Source organism: Treponema sp. R8-4-B8 (assembly GCF_054786175.1).
On sequence record NZ_BDHE01000001.1, the window covers coordinates 57620 to 78310 of the forward strand.

Here is a 20691-nt window from a genome sequence, read left to right on the forward strand (position 1 = left end):
TTATGCCGATCTTTCCAACGCAATCCTGCAAACTTCAACATATTCCTCTTTAGTAAGCTTGCCAACATCAACATAGTTGAGTGCATGACCGTCCTTCCGTACCGCATCAAAACACAGTTCCTTTGTTTTAAACTTGTCCGGCACATATTTAAGAGCCGTGCCTCGGACGTTAATCGCAAGACGGCAGAATTCTTCCGACATCAATGATGCAGGCAAGCCGTGCAGCCATGACCCCGATTTATCTTTGGAAATTACTATGCGCCATAGCTCTTCGGTGCGGTACTGCTCGCTTATGTAATTCATTGCGTCGGCGTCGGATTCTACTGCCTGACGGCATAGATCGGCGGTTATATATTTTACAGGTACATATTGAAGTGCCTTTCCGTTTTTTTGCACGGCAAGATTGCAGATTTCGCGTGTCTTAAATTTAGCGGGAACAAGCCAGAGCGCACTGAAATAGCCACAGGTATCGCTTTCCACAGCGGTACGGCAAAGAGTTTCCGTTATGAATTGAAGCGGCGTATATCTAATGGCCGTCCCATAGTTTTTAACCGCTTCAAGACAAAGTTCCTGCGTACGCAATTTTTCAGGCACATATTTAAGCATTTCTCCGTTCAACCTGGCGGCACTAAGGAAAAATTTTTCCGTCTTGAGGGATTCTGGCATTTTAGAAACAAGCATATGGCAAAACGCTGGAATCTTGCGATTCGTAGCAATCATGTCAAGGTAATATTCTTTTGTGTAATATTTGATAGGAATTAGAGGGCTAATAAATCCCATCTGTTCATGTTTAATGGCTTCTAGGTATACTTCTTCTGTCCGAAGTTCGGCAGGTACAAATTGAAGAACATCGCAGCGTTTGCTTACGGCGGCAAGAATTATTTCCCTGTTCAAAAGATGAGGCGGAACATATTCAAGCGCTTTAGCGTTTTTCTTTACGGCTTCAAGGCACAGCTCATAAGTCTTGAGCGCGTCGGGAACGCCTTTAAGATTTTTGCCGTTAATGCGGACGCAGTTAAGGCAGAATTCTGGAGTTTTGAATTTATTCGGGACATAATCAAGAACCGCGGAGTATTGGTATTGTTCATTTTGCAGTGCCTCGATGCATAACTCAAAAGTTTTCATCTCTTCGGGGATGTCTTTAAGCGCATTGGCGTCTTTTCTGACAGTCTCTCTGCAATTTTCTTCCGTCATTGGTTTAGGCTGAATTAATGAATCAAAATCAAGTAATGAATCAAGTGAAGTGTCATTGTCGTTTGTCTTGCGTTTAACAAAAAAATCGGCAGTTCTTATATGTTCGGGAACATACCGCATAACCCATTCACCCATAAACCCTTTAACCGCAGTAAGGCAGATTTCATTGGTTTTAAGCGCTTCAGGCACATACTCCAAAGCGCTGCCGTCTTTTTTAACTGCTTCAAGACAAATTTCCGCCGTGCGTAACTGATAGGGCACATATTGAAGAGCGTAACCGTTGCTCTTTACCGCCGCGCGGCAAAGCTGTTCCGTTCTCAGCTTTTCTTCAATATCATTCAGCGCGCGCCCGTTGTTTTTTATCGCTGCGGCAATAAGTTTTTCCGAGCGGTACTCAGCGGGAATGTGTTTAAGGACAGAATCATCTTTCCTGACCGCCCTTTCGCACATTCGCTCCGTAATAAATTCTTTGGGCATGTATTTTAATACTATGGCGTCTAACGCAAAGGCTTTTCTGTAGAACTCCTTGGTCAATAAAGATGCGGGTACATGTTTGATCGCCGTTCCTTGTTTGTCATTCTTTATCGCGCCAAGGCAGATTTTTTCGCTTTTGTATTCATCGGGGACAAATTCAAGGGCACTTCCGTCCTGTTTGAGGGCCGTGTCAATCATCTCCGCCGTCTTGTGTTCTTCCGGGACAAACTTCAACGCGCGCGCGTAACTTTGAACCGCCGTAAGGCAAAGCTCGTAAGATTTAAATTCTTCAGGTACATATTCCAACGTCCATCCGTTTCTTACAGTCTCTCCGTCTTGAAAAGCCGCAAGGTATACATCGTAAGTTTTAAATTTATCAGGCAGATATTTAACGGAATCCGAATCATCCGCAATAGCGTTAATGCAGAGTTCTTTTGTAAGAAACTCCTGCGGCACATAAGCAAGAGCGCATTTTATTTCTTCTTTAGCCTCAGATTCTAAAAAATCTGGAGCATCTTTCGGCGACAGAGCGAGAACGCACAGCTCTTTGGTTTTTAAAGCATCAGGCACAAATTTAAGCATGCGATGATCGTTCATTACCGCTTCTGTACATAGCTCGCTTGTTTTAAATTTTTCCGGCACGAATTCAAGAGAACATTCATTTTTTTTCACCACTTCCAAACAGAGTTTCGCGGTTTTAAATTTATCGGGTACAAATTCAAGCATTCGCCCGTTATTTTCTACCGCCCTTTGGCACAACTCTTCGGTCTTTTCATTTTCATCGATATACTCAAGCGCGTAAGGATTGTTAAATAACGCCTGTTTGTACATTGCTAGGTTTCTCATTTTTTGGGGGACATACCGAAGCGCATTGCCGTTTCTTCCGGCGGCAAGGGCGCATAGTTCTGGCGTCATGTATTCATCGGGGACAAAGAAAAGGAGAAGGGCGTTTATTTCGATAGCGATTTGCCAGAATTCCGCGTCCTGTTTTATCGCGCCTTCGCTTTTCTCAGCCGCCATTTTCGCCGCTTCCCGTTCCGCCGCCTCAGAGTTTTCAAAAGTGATTTTTCTCGCGTTTGGCGGCATATGCCAAACTTCATCACTTCCAGCCTTCAACATTAGTTCCGGCCATAAATCCTCGTACTTGCTTCCTTCAGAAGTAAAGCAGTCGCCGCCTTCAGTTCGGATTGCCCAGAACGTGCCGTCTTCGTATTCGTAGTATGATTTCATATTTATATTATATAAGAACTTTACCATGTCATATAGTGATAGGGTGGGAAAAAATAAACAGTTGACAGATTACTATTTATATGTTAATTTTTTATTAAATGCTTGGGTAAATGTAAGCGACGTTGGGAAAGGACGCCCTTTTTATTCAAGCGTTTTTTATTGGATACATAACGGTTTTAGGCACTATTTCGCTGATTTTAACGCGATCCTGCATATCTCAGCATATTCCTCTTTGGTGAGCTTGCCGACATCGACAAACTTGAGCGCTTGGCCGTCCTGACGCACCGCCTCAAAAAACAATTCCTTTGTTTTAAACTTGTCAGGCACAAATTCAAGAGCTTTGCCGTAATTGGCTACCGCCAAACGGCAGATTTCTTCCGACATGAATGATACTGGCAATTCTTTAAGACAATAACCGAATTGGGATACCGCTATGCTCCATAGTTCTTCGGTACGGTACTGTTCGGGTATGCAATTAATTGCGGCGGCATTTGCTTCCACTGCCATGCGGCACAGATCGTCTGAAATAAAATTATCAGGCACATATTCGATAGCGCTTCCGCTTTTTTGCACCGCTAAATGGCAGAGTTCTCTCGTCTTAAATTCATCGGGGACAAACTCAAGAGCGTTGCCGCAAGTTTCAAGAGCAATATGGCAGAGGGCTTCTGTTATGAATTGACGTGGCGTAAATTCGAGGGCGGCTCCGTTGTTTTTTACAGCTTCAAAACAAAGTTCTTGCGTTCGCAGTTCATCGGGCACATATTCAAGCATTTCACCTTTTAATCGAGTAGCCGTAATAAGAAAGTCTGGCGTCTTAATGGATTCAGGGATTTTTTCCATTATTGCAGAGCAATACGCGTTAAGGTTGCATAACATGGCAAGGTAGTTTTCTTTTGTGCGGTATTCTTCCGGAATATAGTCCATAACAAAACAGAATTTGTCATTCTTAATGGCTTCCATGTATACTTCTTCTGTCCGAAACGCCGTCGGTACACATTCAATAACTTCGCTGTATTGTTTTATGGCGATAAGAATAATTTCTTTGGTCACAAGATGGGGCGGCACATATTCAAACGCAAAACCGTTATTGCTGACTGCTTCAAAACATAACTCTTTTGTTTTAAGCGCTTCGGGAACGCCTTCAAGATAAAAGCCATTAATGCGCATACAGTTAAGATAGAATTCATAGGTTTTGAATTTATCAGGAACATATTCAAGCGCTGAAAAAAATAAATGTTCATTAAGCAGAGTTTCAACGCATAATTCAAAGGTTCTCTGTTCTTCTGGGATGATCGCGAATACTTGGGCGTTTTTTCTGATTGCGTTACGCCAAACGTCCTGAGGCAACGGTTCAGGAAAATCAATATGCGGAGGATTCGACGTGGCATATTGAACGACTGAAAGACATTCAACAAAAAATTCGATTGTTCTGATATGTTCAGGTATGTTTCGCATTGTCCATTTTGAAAAATCTTTTTTGATCGCCGCAAGGCAAATTTCCTTTGTTTTAAGCGCTTCAGGCACATACTCCAAAGCATATGCGTCTTTCTTAACCGCCTCAAGGCATAATTCCGCAGTGCGTAATTTATAGGGAACAAACTTTAGCATGTAGGTGTTATTCTTTACCGCTTCACGGCAAAGCTGTTCTGTTTTTTGCCTGTCGTCAATGTTACGCAGCGAAAGCTCGTCGTTTTCTTTTGATGGTGTAATAACTTTTTCCTTGCGGTACTCGGCGGGAAAAAATTCAATAGCGTTTTCGTCCTTTTCAAGCGCGGCGTCCAGCAGTTCTTTTGTTTTATGTTTTTCCGGAACAAACTCCAACGCGCACCCGTGATTTTTCACCGCCGCGAGGCAAAGTTCGTAAGTTTTCATTTCTTCGCTTACATGTTCCAGCGCCATTCCGTGTTCTTTTACCGCTATAAGGCACAACTCGTAAGTTTTAAATTTATCAGGAATGAATTTAAGAGACACCCAATCACTTGAAACCGCGTCAATACAAAGTTCTTTTGTAATAAATTCCTGCGGTACATAAGCAATAGCGCATTTATCTTTATTTGAAAATATTTTATTAAATAAATTCCCCGGAGACAGCGCAATAAGGCACAGTTCCTTGGTTTTCAAAGTTTCCGGCGCATATTTTAACATCCAGGGATTTTTACTAACGGCATCGGCGCATAACTGCGGGGTTTTCAGTTTTTCAGGCACAAACTGAAACGCGAATCCGTCATTTTTTACAGCTATAAGGCAGAGCTTCGCGGTTTTAAATTTCTCGGGTACAAATTCAAGGGTTTCTCCGGATTGCTCTACTGCCATTTGGCACAGTTCTTCGGTCTTTTCATTTTCTTCGATAAATTTAAGCGCAAAAGGCTCGTTAAATACCGCCTGTTTGTTCATTTTCGGGCTTCTCATTTTGAGCGGAACATACTGGAGCGCCGTGCCGTTTCTTGCTATAGCTAGGGCGCATAGTTCCTGCGTTATAAATTCATCGGGGACAAAGAAAAGGAGAAGAGCATTTATTTCTATTGCGATTCGCCAAAATTCAGCGTCCTGTTTTATTGCGCCCACACTTTTTTCAGCCGCCATTTTTGTGGCTTCCCGTTCCGCCGTCTCAGGGCTTTCAAAGGGAATTTTTTTTGCGTTTGGCGGAATACGCCAGCTTTCTTCACTTTCAGCCTTCAACATTAGTTCAGGCCAAAAATCCACGTACTTGCTTCCTTCAGCAGTGAAGCAGTCACCGCCTTCCGTTCGGATTGCCCAGAACGTGCCGTCTTCGTATTCGTAATATGTTTTCATATTTATATTATATAAGAACTTTACAGTGTCATATAGTGATAGGGTGAAAGAAAAGAAAAGAGAAAAATGAAGAAAGAAAAAAGGAAGAATTTAGAGCGAACCACACGAACAAAAAATAAAATATATAAAATTTAAGTTTTTAAAGCAAAACCGTGCGTTAACGCACGGTTTTCTCTAAATTGAGAAACAAGTTGTGTCAATTCATTGTAAAAATGATATAATTAGAATAAGATATCTGTATTATGGAGGTAATGATTATGTTTAAAAAACGGAAATTGTCAAGAAACCAAGTGGATTTCATTTCAAGAATACATGATTTATTCGCGCGTCTTACGGCAAGCAGTCTCTCAGCTTTGCTTCGTTCATCTGTTCATGTGCAAGTCGCTTCGGTAAAACAGATGACTTATAAGAATTACATCCGCTTAATTCCCGCTGGGGCTACTCAGTCAATAATAAACATGGGCGGCTTAACGGGCAATGTAATTTTAGAAATTGATCCCGTACTGACATTCTCTATTATAGGCCGTCTTTGCGGCGGTACTGGAGAAAAGATAAAAACCACGCATGAGCTTACTGATATTGAAACATCTCTTATTGAAGGAATTATTATCAGAATTGTGATAAATATGCGTCCTGCATGGAACATGGCGGCGGACTCTAAGCCCTACCTACAACAGATCGATACTAATTCAACGTATGTTCAAATTGTTAATCCCGCAGACAGGGTAATTATGGTAAGTCTGGAAACTGTTGTGGGCGATGTGAAGGGCAGTATAAATATTTGCATTCCATGTTGTACCGCTGAGTTGCTCTTAGATAGACCTTCTGTAGAAAACGACAAGCCGGCGGATAAGGAAGATGTTCATGCTGATTTAGCCGGCGAAATAAAGGAATTAAAAGATAAATATTTAGAGTTAAAGAACGATTTAAATTCAAAGGTCTCCCCGGAAAAGGTTTGCGAACCAGCGCAAGAGCAGAAAATTGACGCGCAGGAAATTGACATAACCGAATCCCTGTCTTCCGCCGTAAAAAATGATTTTGAAAATGCTGCCGAACTCATAAGGACTTATTTGGATAATGATGAACGCTCAAAAGCCGCAATTTTTCTTATCGCCATTGGCCCTGAATTATCAATTGAGATTTACAAGTATCTTAGGGAATATGAAATCGAAACGCTCACATTTGACATTGCCCGTCTTGGAAGGATTGATTATAAGCATAAGATTGCGGTTCTTAAAGAATTTTATGAATCATTAACAACTAACAGAAAAGATTCATTCGGAGACATTGATTATGCGCGTGTTCTCATAGAAGGCTCCCTTGGGTCTCAAAAAGCTATTGATATAATTAGCCGATTAACCTCCAGCCTTCAGGTAAGGCCGTTTGATTTTATCCGCCGGGTCGATCCGGATAATTTAATAAATTTTATTCGAGGGGAGCATCCGCAAATAATAGCACTTGTTCTGGTGTATCTTAAACCTAACAATGCTTCGGTAATACTGCAAAACCTACCGAAAGAAATTATTAGCGACGTTATCCGCCGTATCGCCATCATGGACAAAGTAAGCCCGGAAGTGCTTCGTGAAGTAGAACGGGTACTGGAAAAGAAACTTGCAACCCTTGCAAGCGAAGATTATACGTCGGCGGGCGGCGTGGAAAGCATTGTTGATATAATTAACATGGTTGACCGTTCTTCGGAGAAACAAATCTTTGAGGCGCTGGAAGCCGAATATCCGAAGCTTGCGGACGAAATTAAAAATAATATGTTCGTGTTTGAAGACATCGTTATGCTCGACGACCGTGCCATTCAGAAGGTTATGCGCGAAGTCGACTCCCAGGAATTGGCGAAAGCGCTCAAATCAGTCGATTCGGAAGTGCAGGACAAGATATTTCGCAACATGAGTAAAGATGCCGCCAACATGTTAAAAGAAGATATGGAATACATGGGGCCGATACGGCTTAAAGACGTTGAAGAAGCGCAGAGGAAAATCATTTCCATTATCCGGCGCCTTGAAGACTCAGGCGAAATCATTATCGCCAGAGCCGGAGAAGATGAAATGGTTGTTTAGTGGAGGACGCTCTAACTTCCTTATATAAATTATTCCCTGAAGATTTCTCACCAAGAACACAAAGAAGAATCAGGTGGTTTTTGTCCGTTATCTTATCATGAAGCTATCGATCTCAGATTACTCACAACAACCTCTTTTTCCTCCTCCTTTGTGAGCTTTGTCTCTTTGTGATCTTTGTGTGAAGTCTTCTCGAAAAAATCCAAATTAAAAGTAAAGATTTAGATGTTTCAGAGTGCTAGGAGAAGAAAATGAAGAAAGAAAAAAGGAAGAATTGAAGAATACATTAAATTATTTAGTATATTATTGACAGGTTAGTATTTATATGTTAAATTAATATTAGAAGTAACAGCAACCACCTATTTGTTCAAATCGGAATATTCAGGTGCGTAGCTATATTGAGCGATCACCGTTTGTATAGCGTCTGTTGCTTCTTTTTCATTTGTTATTAGTAGATTGGGCAATAGACGCAAGAACGGTAAGCCTGAAAAGGAGCCACTTGCATAGTGAGCCCAATCTGCTTTTTTATGTACACGGCGTGATGTATGACACAGAAGCTAAAGGAGTAAATATGAAATACAAAAGAATGCTTTGTTGGGTAGATAGACAAGAAAAAATAAAGATTCAACAAGAAAATAATAAATATAATATAAATATATTTTTTTCAAGAAATTATGATGAATTTAAAAGAGAAATAAATGAATCATCTTTCTTAGTTTTTTCTTTAAGAAAAGCAAAATTTACAAAAACACTTCTATTAATTCGTTCATTTCCCAGTTTTAAATTTCATGCTTTTTCAAGACTTGATGACGCTTTTACAACATTTAAGGAATTACAGATTTTGGATGAAAAAAACGTTAAAAATAAAAAAGGATGCAGTCAATATAGAGAGAAGGAACTGTTTAAAGAGTTCTGTATCATTATATGACAGAGTAACTCCGTTATATTTTTAAGTGATAAGTAAAATTATATAGGAGGTTTGTCAGCTATGAAATTAACTTTCCGTGACGTGTCGTATGGCAAAGATATAAGCCAAAAATTTGACATGACATGCGCGGGAAACAATGTCCATGCGGTTATATATATTCATGGCGGCGCGTATTTTAAAGGCAATAAGGACGAATATCCTTTGTTCCTTACGGAATATTCCGAAAACTATTTATTTGCCTCCATTAATTACAGAGTCATAAATACCGAAAATGACATTCACATGGGAAGCATTATTTCCGACATAAACAGCGCATTAAGGAAGATACAAGATTTCTCAAAGGAGAAAGACATTAACATAAAAGATTTTATTCTCACTGGACATTCGGAGGGAGGGCATATCGCGTTACTATACGGGTATAAGTATTTTCAGAAGAATGAACACGCTAAAATCACGGCGTGTATAAGTCTGGCGGGTCCTACAGACTTCACCGATGATACGGGATGGTCTTCAATGACGATGTGGGGCAATAACATTGAAGAAAGACTTGCATTTTTGTCGTGGATGGGCACAAGGCTGACCTGCCATCCGATAACGCTCAAGCGGCACGATTGGACAAAACAGGCTGATTATCCCGAGTTTGAAAAACACATAAAAGAAATTTCCCCAATAGTGTATGTGTCAAAGGACGGAAAAATTCCGCCGACTCTGCTGGTTCACGCCAAGCATGACGATCAGGTTCCTTATAGCAACGCAATCAGGCTGAAAGCCGTGTTGGAAAACGCTTGCGTGCCTCATAAACTGATAATGCCGGGGTGGAGCGGAGATAATCACATGCTTGGCGGAAAAGTTGACAAGGAAAACGAGCCGATAACATTTAACGGTCAAGTCTGGGTGAAGGAAGCGAAGGAATGGTTGGAAGCGTATTTGGGATAAGGCTTATATTATCAACAGATAGACGCAAGGATGGATATGACCGAAAAAGAAATACAAGAATTATATCAATGGGCTATTGATGAACTAGATAATGGTACAATGTTTTCTTTTAAAGATGCCCCGAAAGAGCCAGAAAAACAACTATGTTCAGGAGTATTCTGGATTCTCTCAGATGACAATGATTTAAGCGACTATAAACTTTTAAAATTTTGTATACCATGCGATTCTAAAGGTAATCCGTTAAATATCCATCCTATTGAACTTAATTCAAAAAGTGGTAATACATATAATCACAAAAAATTATGGGAAAACGAAGTTAAAAACAATAATGAATACCGCCCCTATAACAAAAAAGAATATAATTATTACCCAAGAGGCAGAGTTGAAATTTCTCATAACAAGGCTGTTATTTATTTAAACCTCCATATCAACAAGCAAAATATTATTGACGAAATTAAGAGTGAATTTGGCTTAATTGATAATATTCCTGATATACAGGTAAAAGCTGATGGTTCTAATCATTATCAGTGTTTTCTGGATTGGCGTTAGATAAATTTCTTTTATTATATACCAAAGAATGGAATAGTAAGGAGTCGCCATGAATCTGTTAATATAACAAGTAATGTTATTTGTGATTATTCAGTCTTTTTTCATGCATATCGCCTTGACGGAAACTATAGCGCCACCGATAAAAAAGCGGCATTAAATCCATTAAAATAAAGCGGCGGCATATTGAACATATATTTAATTATTTGTATATTTGACTTAACAATAATAAAGGGAGATATTTACTATGAATATTGATTTGGAACAAATCAGGAATTATTTTAAAAATGACCGTTTTGCCACGGAAAACGGAATTGTTATTGATAAGGTTGAAGAGGATTGTGTCGTATGCGGAATGGAATTGCGTGAGGGACACAAAAATGCCGGCGGAAGCGTGCAAGGCGGAGCCATCTTTACACTTGCGGATTTAGCCTTTGCCGTCCACTGCAATTTGGATATGTTATGCGGTGAGGAAACCAAATTAACGGTAGGGCAATCATGCAGTATTTCTTTTTTGAAATCCACTAAAGGCAACCGATTGACGGCTATTTCAACTTGCCTTTCCAAAGGCCGCAGTATATCCGTTTACCGAATTCGCATTATGGACAATCTAGGTGTAGAAATAGCGGAAATGCTTGCTAATTCTTTTAAACTTAATTAGCACTCTGTAACAACTATTACTTTACATAAATTACATCCAGAAGATTTCACACCAAGAACACAAAGAATGAGAAGGACACAAAGAAGAATCAGGCGATTTTTGTCCGTTATCTTATTGTGAAATATCATTATGAAAATATATATGAAATGATAGAAGATGGTTGGGTATTGGATTGATACGCAGTATTTTCCTATTTTTATTTATATTTGCTTATTGCAAACTATTGTGAAATAATCAAATATCATCTACAATGACAATCCCTCAATTAATCGCCTTAAAATTATAAACCGGTTTCAAGCGGCGCTCCACCTCCACTGATTCGCCAATGTAATCAAGCACATCTTTCGCTTTTTTATAAGCCATCGGGCTTTCTTCCAGCGTGTCTTTACAAATAACGCTCGACCAGATGCCGCGCATTTCTTTGCGGTATTCGTCAAGGGACAGGCTTCGCGCGTCCGTGCGGGCTTTCTTTCTTCCGGAACCGTGGGGAGCGGAATAATTCCATTCGCTGTTTCCCTTGCCTTTGCCCAAAACCGCGCCTTCCGCCATTGAAAAGGGAATCACTACGGGTTGCCCTTTCATCGCGGAAATCGCGCCCTTGCGGATAATCTTTTCGGTTGTGTCAATAAAATTATGGGCACAATCGATGTATTCTGTTTCCCGAATGTCGGCGTCAAAAAATCCTTTTACTATGGTCTTGGCCATAAGAGAGCGGTTTACGGACGCGTAATGCTGGACAAAGTTAATATCGGCAAGATAGTTTTCCGCTAACGCGCCCGAAAGATATTTAATGGGGCTTTCAACGTCAGTTTCACGTAACGCAAGGATTTCATGGTATTCTGCCGTGTACGCCCCAAGTATTCTTGAACCTGAATGTATCAAAAGCCAGCGGTTACGGTTCTCGTCAACGTCAATCTCGATAAAGTGATTCCCTCCGCCAAGCGTTCCAAGTGAAGCTAATATCCTGTCAGAATATTTTCCCTGTTTTTCACAAAGTTTCTCAATCTCATTTTTAAAAATTTCTGTTTTAGAAAAATCTGAATTGCCGTTACTCGAACATATAAATTCATTCATTTCTTCCAAATTTTCATGGAGAGAATCGCGGACATCCTGACCGGACGGGATGCGTTTCTTGATAAATTTGTCAAGTTTATCAAATGCAAGCTTCCCTTTTCCTAAATTGCAGGCGCATATTCCGCAGCCAATATCAAGACCGAGATACGAAGGTATAATTAGCGAATTATATGTGGCCGTCCAGCCTATAACCGTGCTTTTTCCTAAATGCACGTCCGGCATAATCCTTACCTTTGTTCCGGCAAAATCAGGGTGGTCAAGGTATTGGCGTATTTTATTTTCACACGACGCTTCTATCGCTTTCGCGAAAACCAGCGCCTCGTTATTTTTTCCCTTTACAGAGATGGGTTTAATTGTTGCTTCTGTCATAATTTTTCCTTTTAATCAGTTTTAATGTTTCCCCGTCATATACGCGGACGGGATTGCCCCTTTCAAGCTCCCAATGAGTATGGCGAAGGTTGGAGCGGTTTTGCTTTTCCTTCTCGGATTTATCATCTGCGAAGAGAGACGCAAGCCTAGCAAGGGCAAGTTTTTTGTTCATAAGCTGAGACCTCTCTCCTCTGGCTACGGCGCTTTTTCCGCTTGGGACATGCACGGCCCGCACTGCGGTTTCCGTTTTGTTGACGTGCTGGCCGCCCGGCCCTCCCGCCCTTGCCGTTTCAAAGCGTATGTCTGTTAATGAAAATTCTTTTCCCTGTTCCGGCGTAAAGTAGGGCTTTACAGAGACAAACCAGTTTTTTCTTTTATGGTGAGGCCTGTATTCGCTCTTCCATATCCATTGAATAACCCCTACCCATGATTGGATAAAGGTTTCCGCGCCGTTTCCTTCCAGAGCGATAAGCGCCGATCTCAAATTTCCTTTTACCTGAGATGGTTCGCTTTCGATAACTTCGCCTTTAATGCTTTTTTCTGGAAGGTTTTGAATCTCCTGCAGTAATGCCTTAACTGTTAAAGCCGCGGCATGGGCGCATTCTTCGGGACCGCTCCCGGCAGAGATACTTAACCAAATAGTATTCAAAAAATTCTCCTGTTATAGTTCTAACTGTTGTGAACCTCGCGGGATTTAAGGAGAAAAGCAGATTTATATTGAGGAATCCCTTTACCTTAAACCGAAGGCTCCCGCCTTTTGGATTTGTATAAGGTTGATATTTTTTACTGTCATTTTAGTGCCTCCTATGGTAAAAGTTTATAATTATTTATACAATAAAAATGATTTTTTGTCAAGGAAGACAGAAGATAATTTTTACAAAATTTTATTTTTTCACTATGTCATTATATGACATGGTGAAAAATGTATAAATAAAGTAATAAGGAAAAGAAAAAAATAATTTAAAGGAGAAATCAAATGATTAATATCAAAACACTTAATTCCTCGAATTTTCAAACTCTAATTGAGTCAATATTCATTAAATTCGCGGAACTTGCTTCTTCCTGTTTATCGAAACAGCTTCTATCGGCAGTTAATGTTGATGTCTGTTCTGTAAAACTAATGTCTTACAGGAAATATATTCGCTCATTATCAGGCTCATCAATTTTTGCGGTAATAAACATGAAACCGTTAAAATGTAATGCGGTTTTAGAAACGGATCTATCACTTGATTTTTCTATTTTAAATCGCCTTTGCGGAGGAGCTAAAGAAGGAAAAATAAAAAGAATGGACATGTATGAACCTACTGATATTGAAACTGCCCTCTTGGAAAAAGTTACCGTCCATGTTTTGGAAAGTATGCGTGAGGCGTGGAGCCTGATAACAGATATTAAACCGTCTCTGCTGCATATCAACACTAACCCAATTTTAGCTCAAATAGCCAGACAAAAAGACAAAGTATTTATTATAAACATGGAAACTGCAATAGACGGTAATAATAATGGTAAAATGACTTTTTGTATTCCGCACTTTGCATTTAAGTCTTTTTTTGATAGGTTTTCCGAAAAATACATAAATTCAACAGATTCTGACATTCAAGTTAATTTAACCGATGAAATTCTGGAATTAAAACAAAATATATTAAAGTTTAAGGAAGACATAAATTCAAATATCTCACGCCTATTAACAGAAAAAAAATATTCTTTTTTCGGTGAAGCAATGGCGGAGGAACTTGATTATGCCGCTACTTTTTCTACAATCGTAAAAAATCACATAAAAGATATAGTTGAACTCATTCGTTTTTACTTAACGCGGGCCGAACACAAAAAAGCCGCTGTTTTTCTTATTGCTCTTGGAACTGAACCGTCAACTAAAATTTTCAAGTGTCTTAGGGAAGATGAAATTGAAACGCTTACGTTTTATATTTCCCGCCTTGATATGATAAAAGACAAAGAAAAAAAAGCGGTGCTTAAGGAATTTTATGAATTATATCAAATCAACGAAAACGCTTCTTTTGGCGGTATTGATTATGCTCGTGTCCTTCTTGAAAAATCAGTAGGAACTCAAAAAGCTGCTAATATAATTAACCGGTTACTTTTAAGCCTTCAGGTAAGGCCGTTTGATTTTATCCGCCAAATAGACCCTGAGAATCTGTTTAATGTCATACAAAGAGAATATCCGCAAACAATCGCTCTTATTCTTTCATATTTGGAACCTAAGAAAGCGGCAATTGTCTTACAAAAATTTCCTGTTGATTTGCGGCTTGGGATAATTAAGAGAATAGAAAAATTGGAGAAAACAAACCCTGAAGTTTTAAGAGAAATTGAAAAGATATTAGAAAAAAAATTGGCTTCATTGTCAAACATGGACTACTGTCATTCCGGCGGAAATGAAAATGTTGAAGAAATTTTAAATTGTATTGATCCTGCGTCAAGAGAGCAGGTTGTTGATGTTTTAAAATGCTAAGAAGAACAAAAACAAGGAGTATCACGTGAATAACAAACATATCAAACCGATAATGTTCGATGAAGTGGTTTATGAGGACGACTCTATTCTAGTTAGAAAAATATGTCTTTGGGAAAACTGTAGTTTATGGGGAGACAGAGAAACAATATGGTTAAAAGTCCTTTTACCCGGAAGCAAAGCGTTTAATGTCGGTTGCATAGGAACGTATGCGTTACCCGATGGAATAAGAGCGACAGAAATGGAATTCTCTTATATTGGAGATTTTAAAGAGGGGTTGGCAAAAATAGCCGTTAAAGATAAAGGGTATGGTTTTATTGATAAGAACATGAATATAGTTGTAGAGCCAAAATATAAATACGCGAATGATTTTAATAATGGCGTCGCGGTCGTTTCAATTTTAGATGAAGTCAGTAATAATAAAAAATATTTATTAATTGACAAAAATGGAAACGAACGCTTTTTTGAAAAAGAATATAAAAGAATCTCTATTGACAATGAATGGAACAATGAAGGAATGTTTTTAGTTTCTGATCGTGAAAAAATTGAACTTGCTTTTTATTCAGATTATGAAGAAAATTCAGGAGTTTGGGGCTATGCGGACAGTACCGGAAAGGAAATTGTCAAGCCGCAGTATATTTACGCGTTTGATTTTGAGGATGGTTTTGCCCTTGTTTGCAAAGGCGAATGGACAATAGATAAAAAATGGGACAATAAATATAAAACCGGAAAATATTGGACGGAAACAGAACTTTGGGGCATGATAGATAAAACAGGCAAAGAAGTTGTACCCTTTATTTTTGATGAGATTCACCGTTATTGGATTAATGAATCATCCAAATATTTACAAGCGCACTACGGTGGATGGGAAGAAGGGAAATGGGGTTTAATTAATTATTCCGGCGAATGGATTATTGAACCAATATTTGAAGATTTGGATTATGAGATTTATAACGATGAGTATATTTGTTTTTATAATGAGGATAAATGGAGCGCTGAAGAAGTTCCAATGGGAATATATAGTATAAAAGAACGCAGGGTATTGTTTGAACCTCAATTTTTAGATGTTGATTTTTTTGATGAAAAAACAATTAAAGTCGAAAAATATGACGAGAAATTAGGAAGAAATAAACAAATAATTATTGACCTTAACGGAAACGTCTTAGTGGATTCACAATACGCTTCTATTTATGAAAAATATAATTATGAAAAACATAAAAAAAGTGATATGTATGAAGTTTCGATTATAGATAATAATGGAAAACATTTATGCGGGCTTATTGATAAAGACGGAAAGGAAATATTGCCCTGTAAATACGATATGCGTTTTGATGGTATTTTATTTGACCAAAAAAGAATTATTTATAAGGAAAATGATAAATATGGAATAATAACTTTTAATGATGAAATCATTATTTCCCCTAAGTATACCTCAATTCAAAACATCAGGAATATGTTCTACGAAGTCAAGGTAGGCGGTGATGAAAGATTAATTGATGATGAGGGAAAATTTGGATTAATCACGTTAGATGGAAATACTATATTACCGATAGAATACAAAAGCATATCAATGGAAAATGATATAATTATCGCAAGGAACAATGCAGGCTCGACGTTATTTAGAGTCGAAACTAAACGTCCTATGACACAGTAAGGGGGTATATTAAAGGTATGAATAATCATTGAAAATACCTATTAATTATAGTAAAATTAATTAACAAAGGAAAAGGAGTAAAACATTGACAAAAAAAGATGAAGACGATTTAAATTTCTTATTGAAAGAGTCGGAGAGCAGGGAATTGACCAACGATGAGAAAATAACCGTCTATGAAATAACCAAAAAGCGTATTCAAGAAATAGAGAAAAAGGCCATTAAAAGACTTTCGGAATTGTCGAAGAAAGACAAGCCAAAAAAATAACGTAATTATACTCTTATGTATAAATGAAATAGGAATTGCCATGAATCTATCCAAATCAAGTTACTGCAAAGGAATTCAATGCCCAAAGATTCTTTGGCTAGACACGCACAAGAGCGAATTAAAAGACGAATCCGTACTTAACAGAAAAATTCTTGATACCGGCAACAGAGTAGGCGATTTGGCGATGGGCTATTACGGCGCTTACAGCGAAGTCCCCTACAATAAAGATAAATCAATAATGATTGCCGAAACAAAACGGCTTTTGGACGCGAATACCAAAATAATCCGCGAAGGCTCTTTTTCATTTAACGGTAATTTTTGCAGCGTTGACATACTTCGCATTTGCGGCTGTGAAGCAGAAATTACAGAGGTTAAAAGCTCAACCGAAATTAAACCAATTTATTATGATGATGTCGCGTACCAATACTATGTCCTTTCTTCTTGCGGATTAAACGTAAAAAAAACCTTTATAATGCATATAAATAATGAATACGAAAGAAATGGAGATATCGACTTAAAAGGGCTTTTTACGGTGCATGATTGTACGGAAATAACGCTATCCATGCAAAAAGATATCGCCGCCAATATTGAGCGTTTCAAAAAAATCACCGAAGAAGAAAACGAACCCGATATTGAAATCGGGATGTATTGCTATGAACCTTATGAATGTGAATATCGCAAATACTGCTGGAAACATATTCCGAAGAACAGCGTATTTGATGTTTCGGGACATGGCTTAAAAATGGAAAAGAAATTCGATCTGTATAAAAGGGGCGTTATAAGCTATGAACAGCTTCTTGAAAGCTCACTTAAAAGTGAAGAGAAACTGAATGACGCGGCACTTCTGCAGATCGAAACTTTTGTTTATAAAAAGCCGCCTGTAATTAACAAGGAAGCCATTCGCGTCTTTCTTGACTCGTTGTGCTGGCCCATTTATTTTCTGGACTTTGAAACCCTTCAGGAAGCAATCCCGCCTTATGACGGCCTTCGCCCTTATATGCAGGTTCCTTTTCAATATTCGCTCCATATTCAAGAAACGCCTGGCGCGGAACCTATACACAAAGAATTTCTCGCGAATGAAGGCGTTGACCCGCGCGATAAGCTTGCGTCGCGTCTTTGCGCTGATATTCCCCAAAACGTTTGCGTACTTGCGTATAACATGAGTTTTGAAAAGGGGCGCATTAAAGAAATCGCGAATTGGCTTGAAAAACTGAATAAAAATAGTCTTGCCGCGCATTTAATGAACATACACGATAACATCAAAGACCTTATGCTGCCTTTCCAATCCCGCGATTACTACAGCCTTGAACTAGGCGGTTCCTATTCAATCAAAAAAGTGCTTCCCGCTCTTTGCCCTAATGATCCCGAGCTTGATTACAATAAACTTGATCTTGTGCATAACGGCGGCGAAGCCCAAAACACCTACGCTGAATTGGCGGAAAAAAGCCCTGAAGAACGCGAGCGCATACGGGCCGCGTTACTTGCCTATTGCCGCCTTGATACCATTGCGATGGTAAAGATTCTTGAAAAATTAACGAATATCTGTGCATGATAATTAAAAAAAGAAGATGGTTCTACGGAACTCTACTCTCTGTATGCTCATAAAGATTTTCGTGAAAACATGGACAAAGTATGAAGAAAGAACGGAATGTAAAAGTTCTTGATAAAAATAAAAAGGCAAAAGAGACAAAAAATAGCAAGCGTTAGATCATGTCTCAGAGGTTCCCTTATTTTAAATCTTGTTTTTTTTTCATACAGATTTACTTTTTCTGCAACTTAGTTAAGCGGCGTAGGGGCGTGCGCCATATTTATAAATGTTTAATTCAAAACTTAGAGAGAGCTATAATATCTATAACTCCGTTTAGTATATGAATCAGAAAAATTACGACCTGTTGTCCAGTCAAGAACAAAATTAGTACCATCTACATTATAAAGAATACGGTTGCCAACATATTTTCCAACAACTTCTCTAATTCGTGTGTGTCGTGACTGTTCGGTTGCAGAGTTATAGTAAGTGACTGCATACGTGCCATCAGAGCGATCAACAATCATTATTGAATACTCGCCATCAGTACTACGGTAAATTCCGCTACTTACATCGCCAGCAAATGCAGATACAGTCATTAGTACTAAAATAGTCAATGCAACTCCAATTTTTTTTAAGTTCATAAAAACCTCCACTTTTAAGCTGTTTTTAGCAGCTTAAATTTTTGTTTAATTATCCTATACAGGATAATCTTTAAAGTATCAACAATAGTTTAGCCCCTATGCTGCTTAACTTTATTTACACGCATGTTCTTATTAACATACCGCTAATCATAATATATTCGCAAATAGTACATTGTCAAGCAGATAACACGGTTTTATGCTCTAAAAGCTAATATGCAATTAAAAGACGTTTTTGTTAAAAATCTAAAGAATTTCCGCAAAGAAAGGGGATTTACACAAGCAGAGCTTGCGGAAAAGTGTGACACTGCCACTTCCTACATAGGTCAAATAGAAATAGGAAATCGGTTTCCTTCTCTGGAATTGATTGAAAAAATCGCCAAAGTCTTAAAAATAAGACCGCATTTACTGTTTTTTATCGAGTCGGATAACAATTCTGACGAACAACTGTTAAAGAAGAAAAAAGACACAATTTCAGAAACTAAAAAAGAAGAACTAACCAACCGCCTTACCGCCGCAATTCGTAAAATAATCAAAAATATTGATTAATTCCTAATCCCCCCTTTGTGCTCTTTGTCTCTTCGTGATCTGTGCACTGTCGCAGCCTAAAGGCTGCTTGCTTTTATTACAAACAGCGGCATTTATTGGTGCTACGCTGTGCGGCATTATTGATCCACACGGCTATGCCGTGCGTTTATTTAGCGAGTGTGAAGCTTTTGGGAATAATTCCCCAAAATTCGTAAAAAACTTATGGCAGAAATGGCGATTTCGTATTATATTTATAAGATTGTATTTGTTTAAGGAGTATTGGTGACCAAGCATGATTTCCCCAAAATCCACTTTTATGATCAGGATTTTGTCGATATTTACGATAAAACATGGGCATGGATACAGGATTGCTGGATTAACAGCGGTGAAAAGAGCGGACCGGATGGAAAAATCTTCTCTTATCCCGATTCACAGGTAGTTACTCAGACTGACGCTATTTTTTCCTCGTTTTTTCTGGTGTATTCTAACAGTATTTTTCAAGCTCATTCCACTTTAGACCTCTTTTATGACCATCAGGAGCCAAATGGGGCGATTCGTTCCGCTTATGACATCAGTTCCGGCGCGCCTGTAATAGAAAAAGACAACCATGAAGGGCTTGGAATGCCACTTTTCGCGTGGGCTGAGTACAATATCTACCATAAATCGGGCAATAAAAAGAGAGTTAAAGACACTTTGCCTATTTTATGCAAGTACTCAACATGGATCGATACTGTGTTTAAAAAACCGAACGGCCTGTACAAAGCGCCACTTGGCGCTACGGGGATGACAAATGCCCCGCGCGGAGACGCGTACTATGCAATGGATTTTAACACCATGATAGCGATCAATATGCTCTACATATCCGCTCTCGCGGACATTCTGAACGATAAGGAAACGAGTTTCCAATACAAGCGTCAGTATTTTTCCCTAAAAACAAGAATCAATTCACTGATGTATAATCCGACGGACGGTTTTTACTACGACATCAACAAAAACGAAAAACAAGTTCCCATTAAAACAATCGCCGGGTATTGGCCGCTTTTAGCGGAAGTTCCCAATGGTGAAAAAGCCGAGCGTATTATCGAAAAACTTTCAGACCCTAACTATTTTGGCACCGCCCATCCGTTCCCCTCCCTTGCGTTATCTGAAAAAGAATTTGATGAAACAGGGCGCGGCTTTAGAGGATCGGTTTATCCTTATTTAACATTTATGGTTATAAAAGGGCTTGAGCGCTATCAGCGCTGGGATTTGGCGCGGGAGTGCGCGATTAGGCACATGTACTTTATGCTTGATTCAATGAGCCCGGACGGTAATCATCACAGGGGAAATCTTTGGGAAGCTTATTT

At 38.9% G+C, this 20691-nt stretch carries 16 protein-coding genes and 1 pseudogene; 12 read left to right on the forward strand and 5 right to left on the reverse strand.

Going from position 1 to position 20691, the window contains the following annotated elements; genetic code table 11:
* Positions 1–2898: a DUF4116 domain-containing protein gene (locus ACYVRA_RS00265; RefSeq protein WP_461250739.1), complete on the reverse strand. Its 2898-nt coding sequence runs from the start codon at positions 2896–2898 to the stop codon at positions 1–3.
* Positions 2899–3081: 183 nt separating this feature from the next.
* Entirely contained in the window at positions 3082–5691 is a 2610-nt protein-coding gene (locus tag ACYVRA_RS00270; protein WP_461250740.1) for a DUF4116 domain-containing protein, read from the reverse strand.
* A gap of 257 nt (positions 5692–5948) precedes the next feature.
* Between ACYVRA_RS00270 and ACYVRA_RS00275 the strand changes: the two are divergent.
* The 6 genes and pseudogenes from ACYVRA_RS00275 to ACYVRA_RS00300 form a co-directional block, all read left to right on the forward strand.
* Positions 5949–6494, forward strand: a pseudogene (locus ACYVRA_RS00275) (flagellar motor switch protein FliM); the annotation flags it as partial.
* Positions 6495–6749: 255 nt separating this feature from the next.
* The gene (fliG, locus tag ACYVRA_RS00280) at positions 6750–7760 is read left to right on the forward strand and encodes a flagellar motor switch protein FliG (RefSeq protein ID WP_461250755.1); all 1011 of its coding nucleotides are present in this window, start codon (positions 6750–6752) and stop codon (positions 7758–7760) included.
* Positions 7761–8328: 568 nt separating this feature from the next.
* Positions 8329–8685 (forward strand): hypothetical protein, encoded by a 357-nt coding sequence (locus ACYVRA_RS00285; RefSeq protein WP_461250741.1) that lies wholly within the window; start codon positions 8329–8331, stop codon positions 8683–8685.
* A gap of 60 nt (positions 8686–8745) precedes the next feature.
* A complete protein-coding gene (locus ACYVRA_RS00290; protein WP_461250742.1) occupies positions 8746–9621 on the forward strand; it encodes an alpha/beta hydrolase fold domain-containing protein in 876 nt (291 codons plus the stop codon).
* A gap of 36 nt (positions 9622–9657) precedes the next feature.
* Complete coding sequence (locus tag ACYVRA_RS00295) at positions 9658–10170, forward strand: hypothetical protein (RefSeq protein ID WP_461250743.1); 513 nt, start codon at positions 9658–9660, stop codon at positions 10168–10170.
* A gap of 244 nt (positions 10171–10414) precedes the next feature.
* Positions 10415–10828, forward strand: coding sequence for a PaaI family thioesterase (locus ACYVRA_RS00300; RefSeq protein WP_461250744.1), 414 nt, complete (start codon positions 10415–10417; stop codon positions 10826–10828).
* 261 nt (positions 10829–11089) lie between these two features.
* On the opposite strand, the gene ACYVRA_RS00305 is transcribed toward ACYVRA_RS00300, so the two are convergent.
* Positions 11090–12271 carry an RtcB family protein gene (locus ACYVRA_RS00305; protein ID WP_461250745.1) on the reverse strand — a complete coding sequence of 394 codons (1182 nt, stop codon included), beginning with the start codon at positions 12269–12271 and terminating at the stop codon, positions 11090–11092.
* Entirely contained in the window at positions 12252–12920 is a 669-nt protein-coding gene (prfH, locus tag ACYVRA_RS00310; RefSeq protein WP_461250746.1) for a peptide chain release factor H, read from the reverse strand. Before prfH ends, ACYVRA_RS00305 begins: the two co-directional genes overlap by 20 nt.
* Before the next feature lie 327 nt (positions 12921–13247).
* On the opposite strand from prfH, the gene ACYVRA_RS00315 reads away from it, so the two are divergent.
* The 4 genes from ACYVRA_RS00315 (at position 13248) to ACYVRA_RS00330 (ending at position 18203) form a co-directional block, all read left to right on the forward strand.
* Positions 13248–14735, forward strand: a complete 1488-nt coding sequence (locus ACYVRA_RS00315) for a hypothetical protein (RefSeq protein ID WP_461250747.1) — start codon at positions 13248–13250, stop codon at positions 14733–14735.
* A gap of 25 nt (positions 14736–14760) precedes the next feature.
* A complete protein-coding gene (locus ACYVRA_RS00320; protein ID WP_461250748.1) occupies positions 14761–16386 on the forward strand; it encodes a WG repeat-containing protein in 1626 nt (541 codons plus the stop codon).
* Positions 16387–16471: 85 nt separating this feature from the next.
* Positions 16472–16651, forward strand: a complete 180-nt coding sequence (locus tag ACYVRA_RS00325; protein WP_461250749.1) for a hypothetical protein — start codon at positions 16472–16474, stop codon at positions 16649–16651.
* A gap of 40 nt (positions 16652–16691) precedes the next feature.
* Entirely contained in the window at positions 16692–18203 is a 1512-nt protein-coding gene (locus ACYVRA_RS00330) for a DUF2779 domain-containing protein (protein WP_461250750.1), read from the forward strand.
* 278 nt (positions 18204–18481) lie between these two features.
* Here the strand turns inward: ACYVRA_RS00330 and ACYVRA_RS00335 are convergent, their stop codons facing one another.
* Positions 18482–18820: a hypothetical protein gene (locus ACYVRA_RS00335; RefSeq protein WP_461250751.1), complete on the reverse strand. Its 339-nt coding sequence runs from the start codon at positions 18818–18820 to the stop codon at positions 18482–18484.
* 213 nt (positions 18821–19033) lie between these two features.
* Between ACYVRA_RS00335 and ACYVRA_RS00340 the strand changes: the two genes are divergently transcribed.
* A complete protein-coding gene (locus ACYVRA_RS00340) occupies positions 19034–19366 on the forward strand; it encodes a helix-turn-helix domain-containing protein (protein ID WP_461250752.1) in 333 nt (110 codons plus the stop codon).
* Between the two features lie 261 nt (positions 19367–19627).
* Positions 19628–20691 (forward strand): MGH1-like glycoside hydrolase domain-containing protein (locus ACYVRA_RS00345; protein WP_461250753.1); only part of this gene is annotated, 1064 nt, incomplete at its 3' end.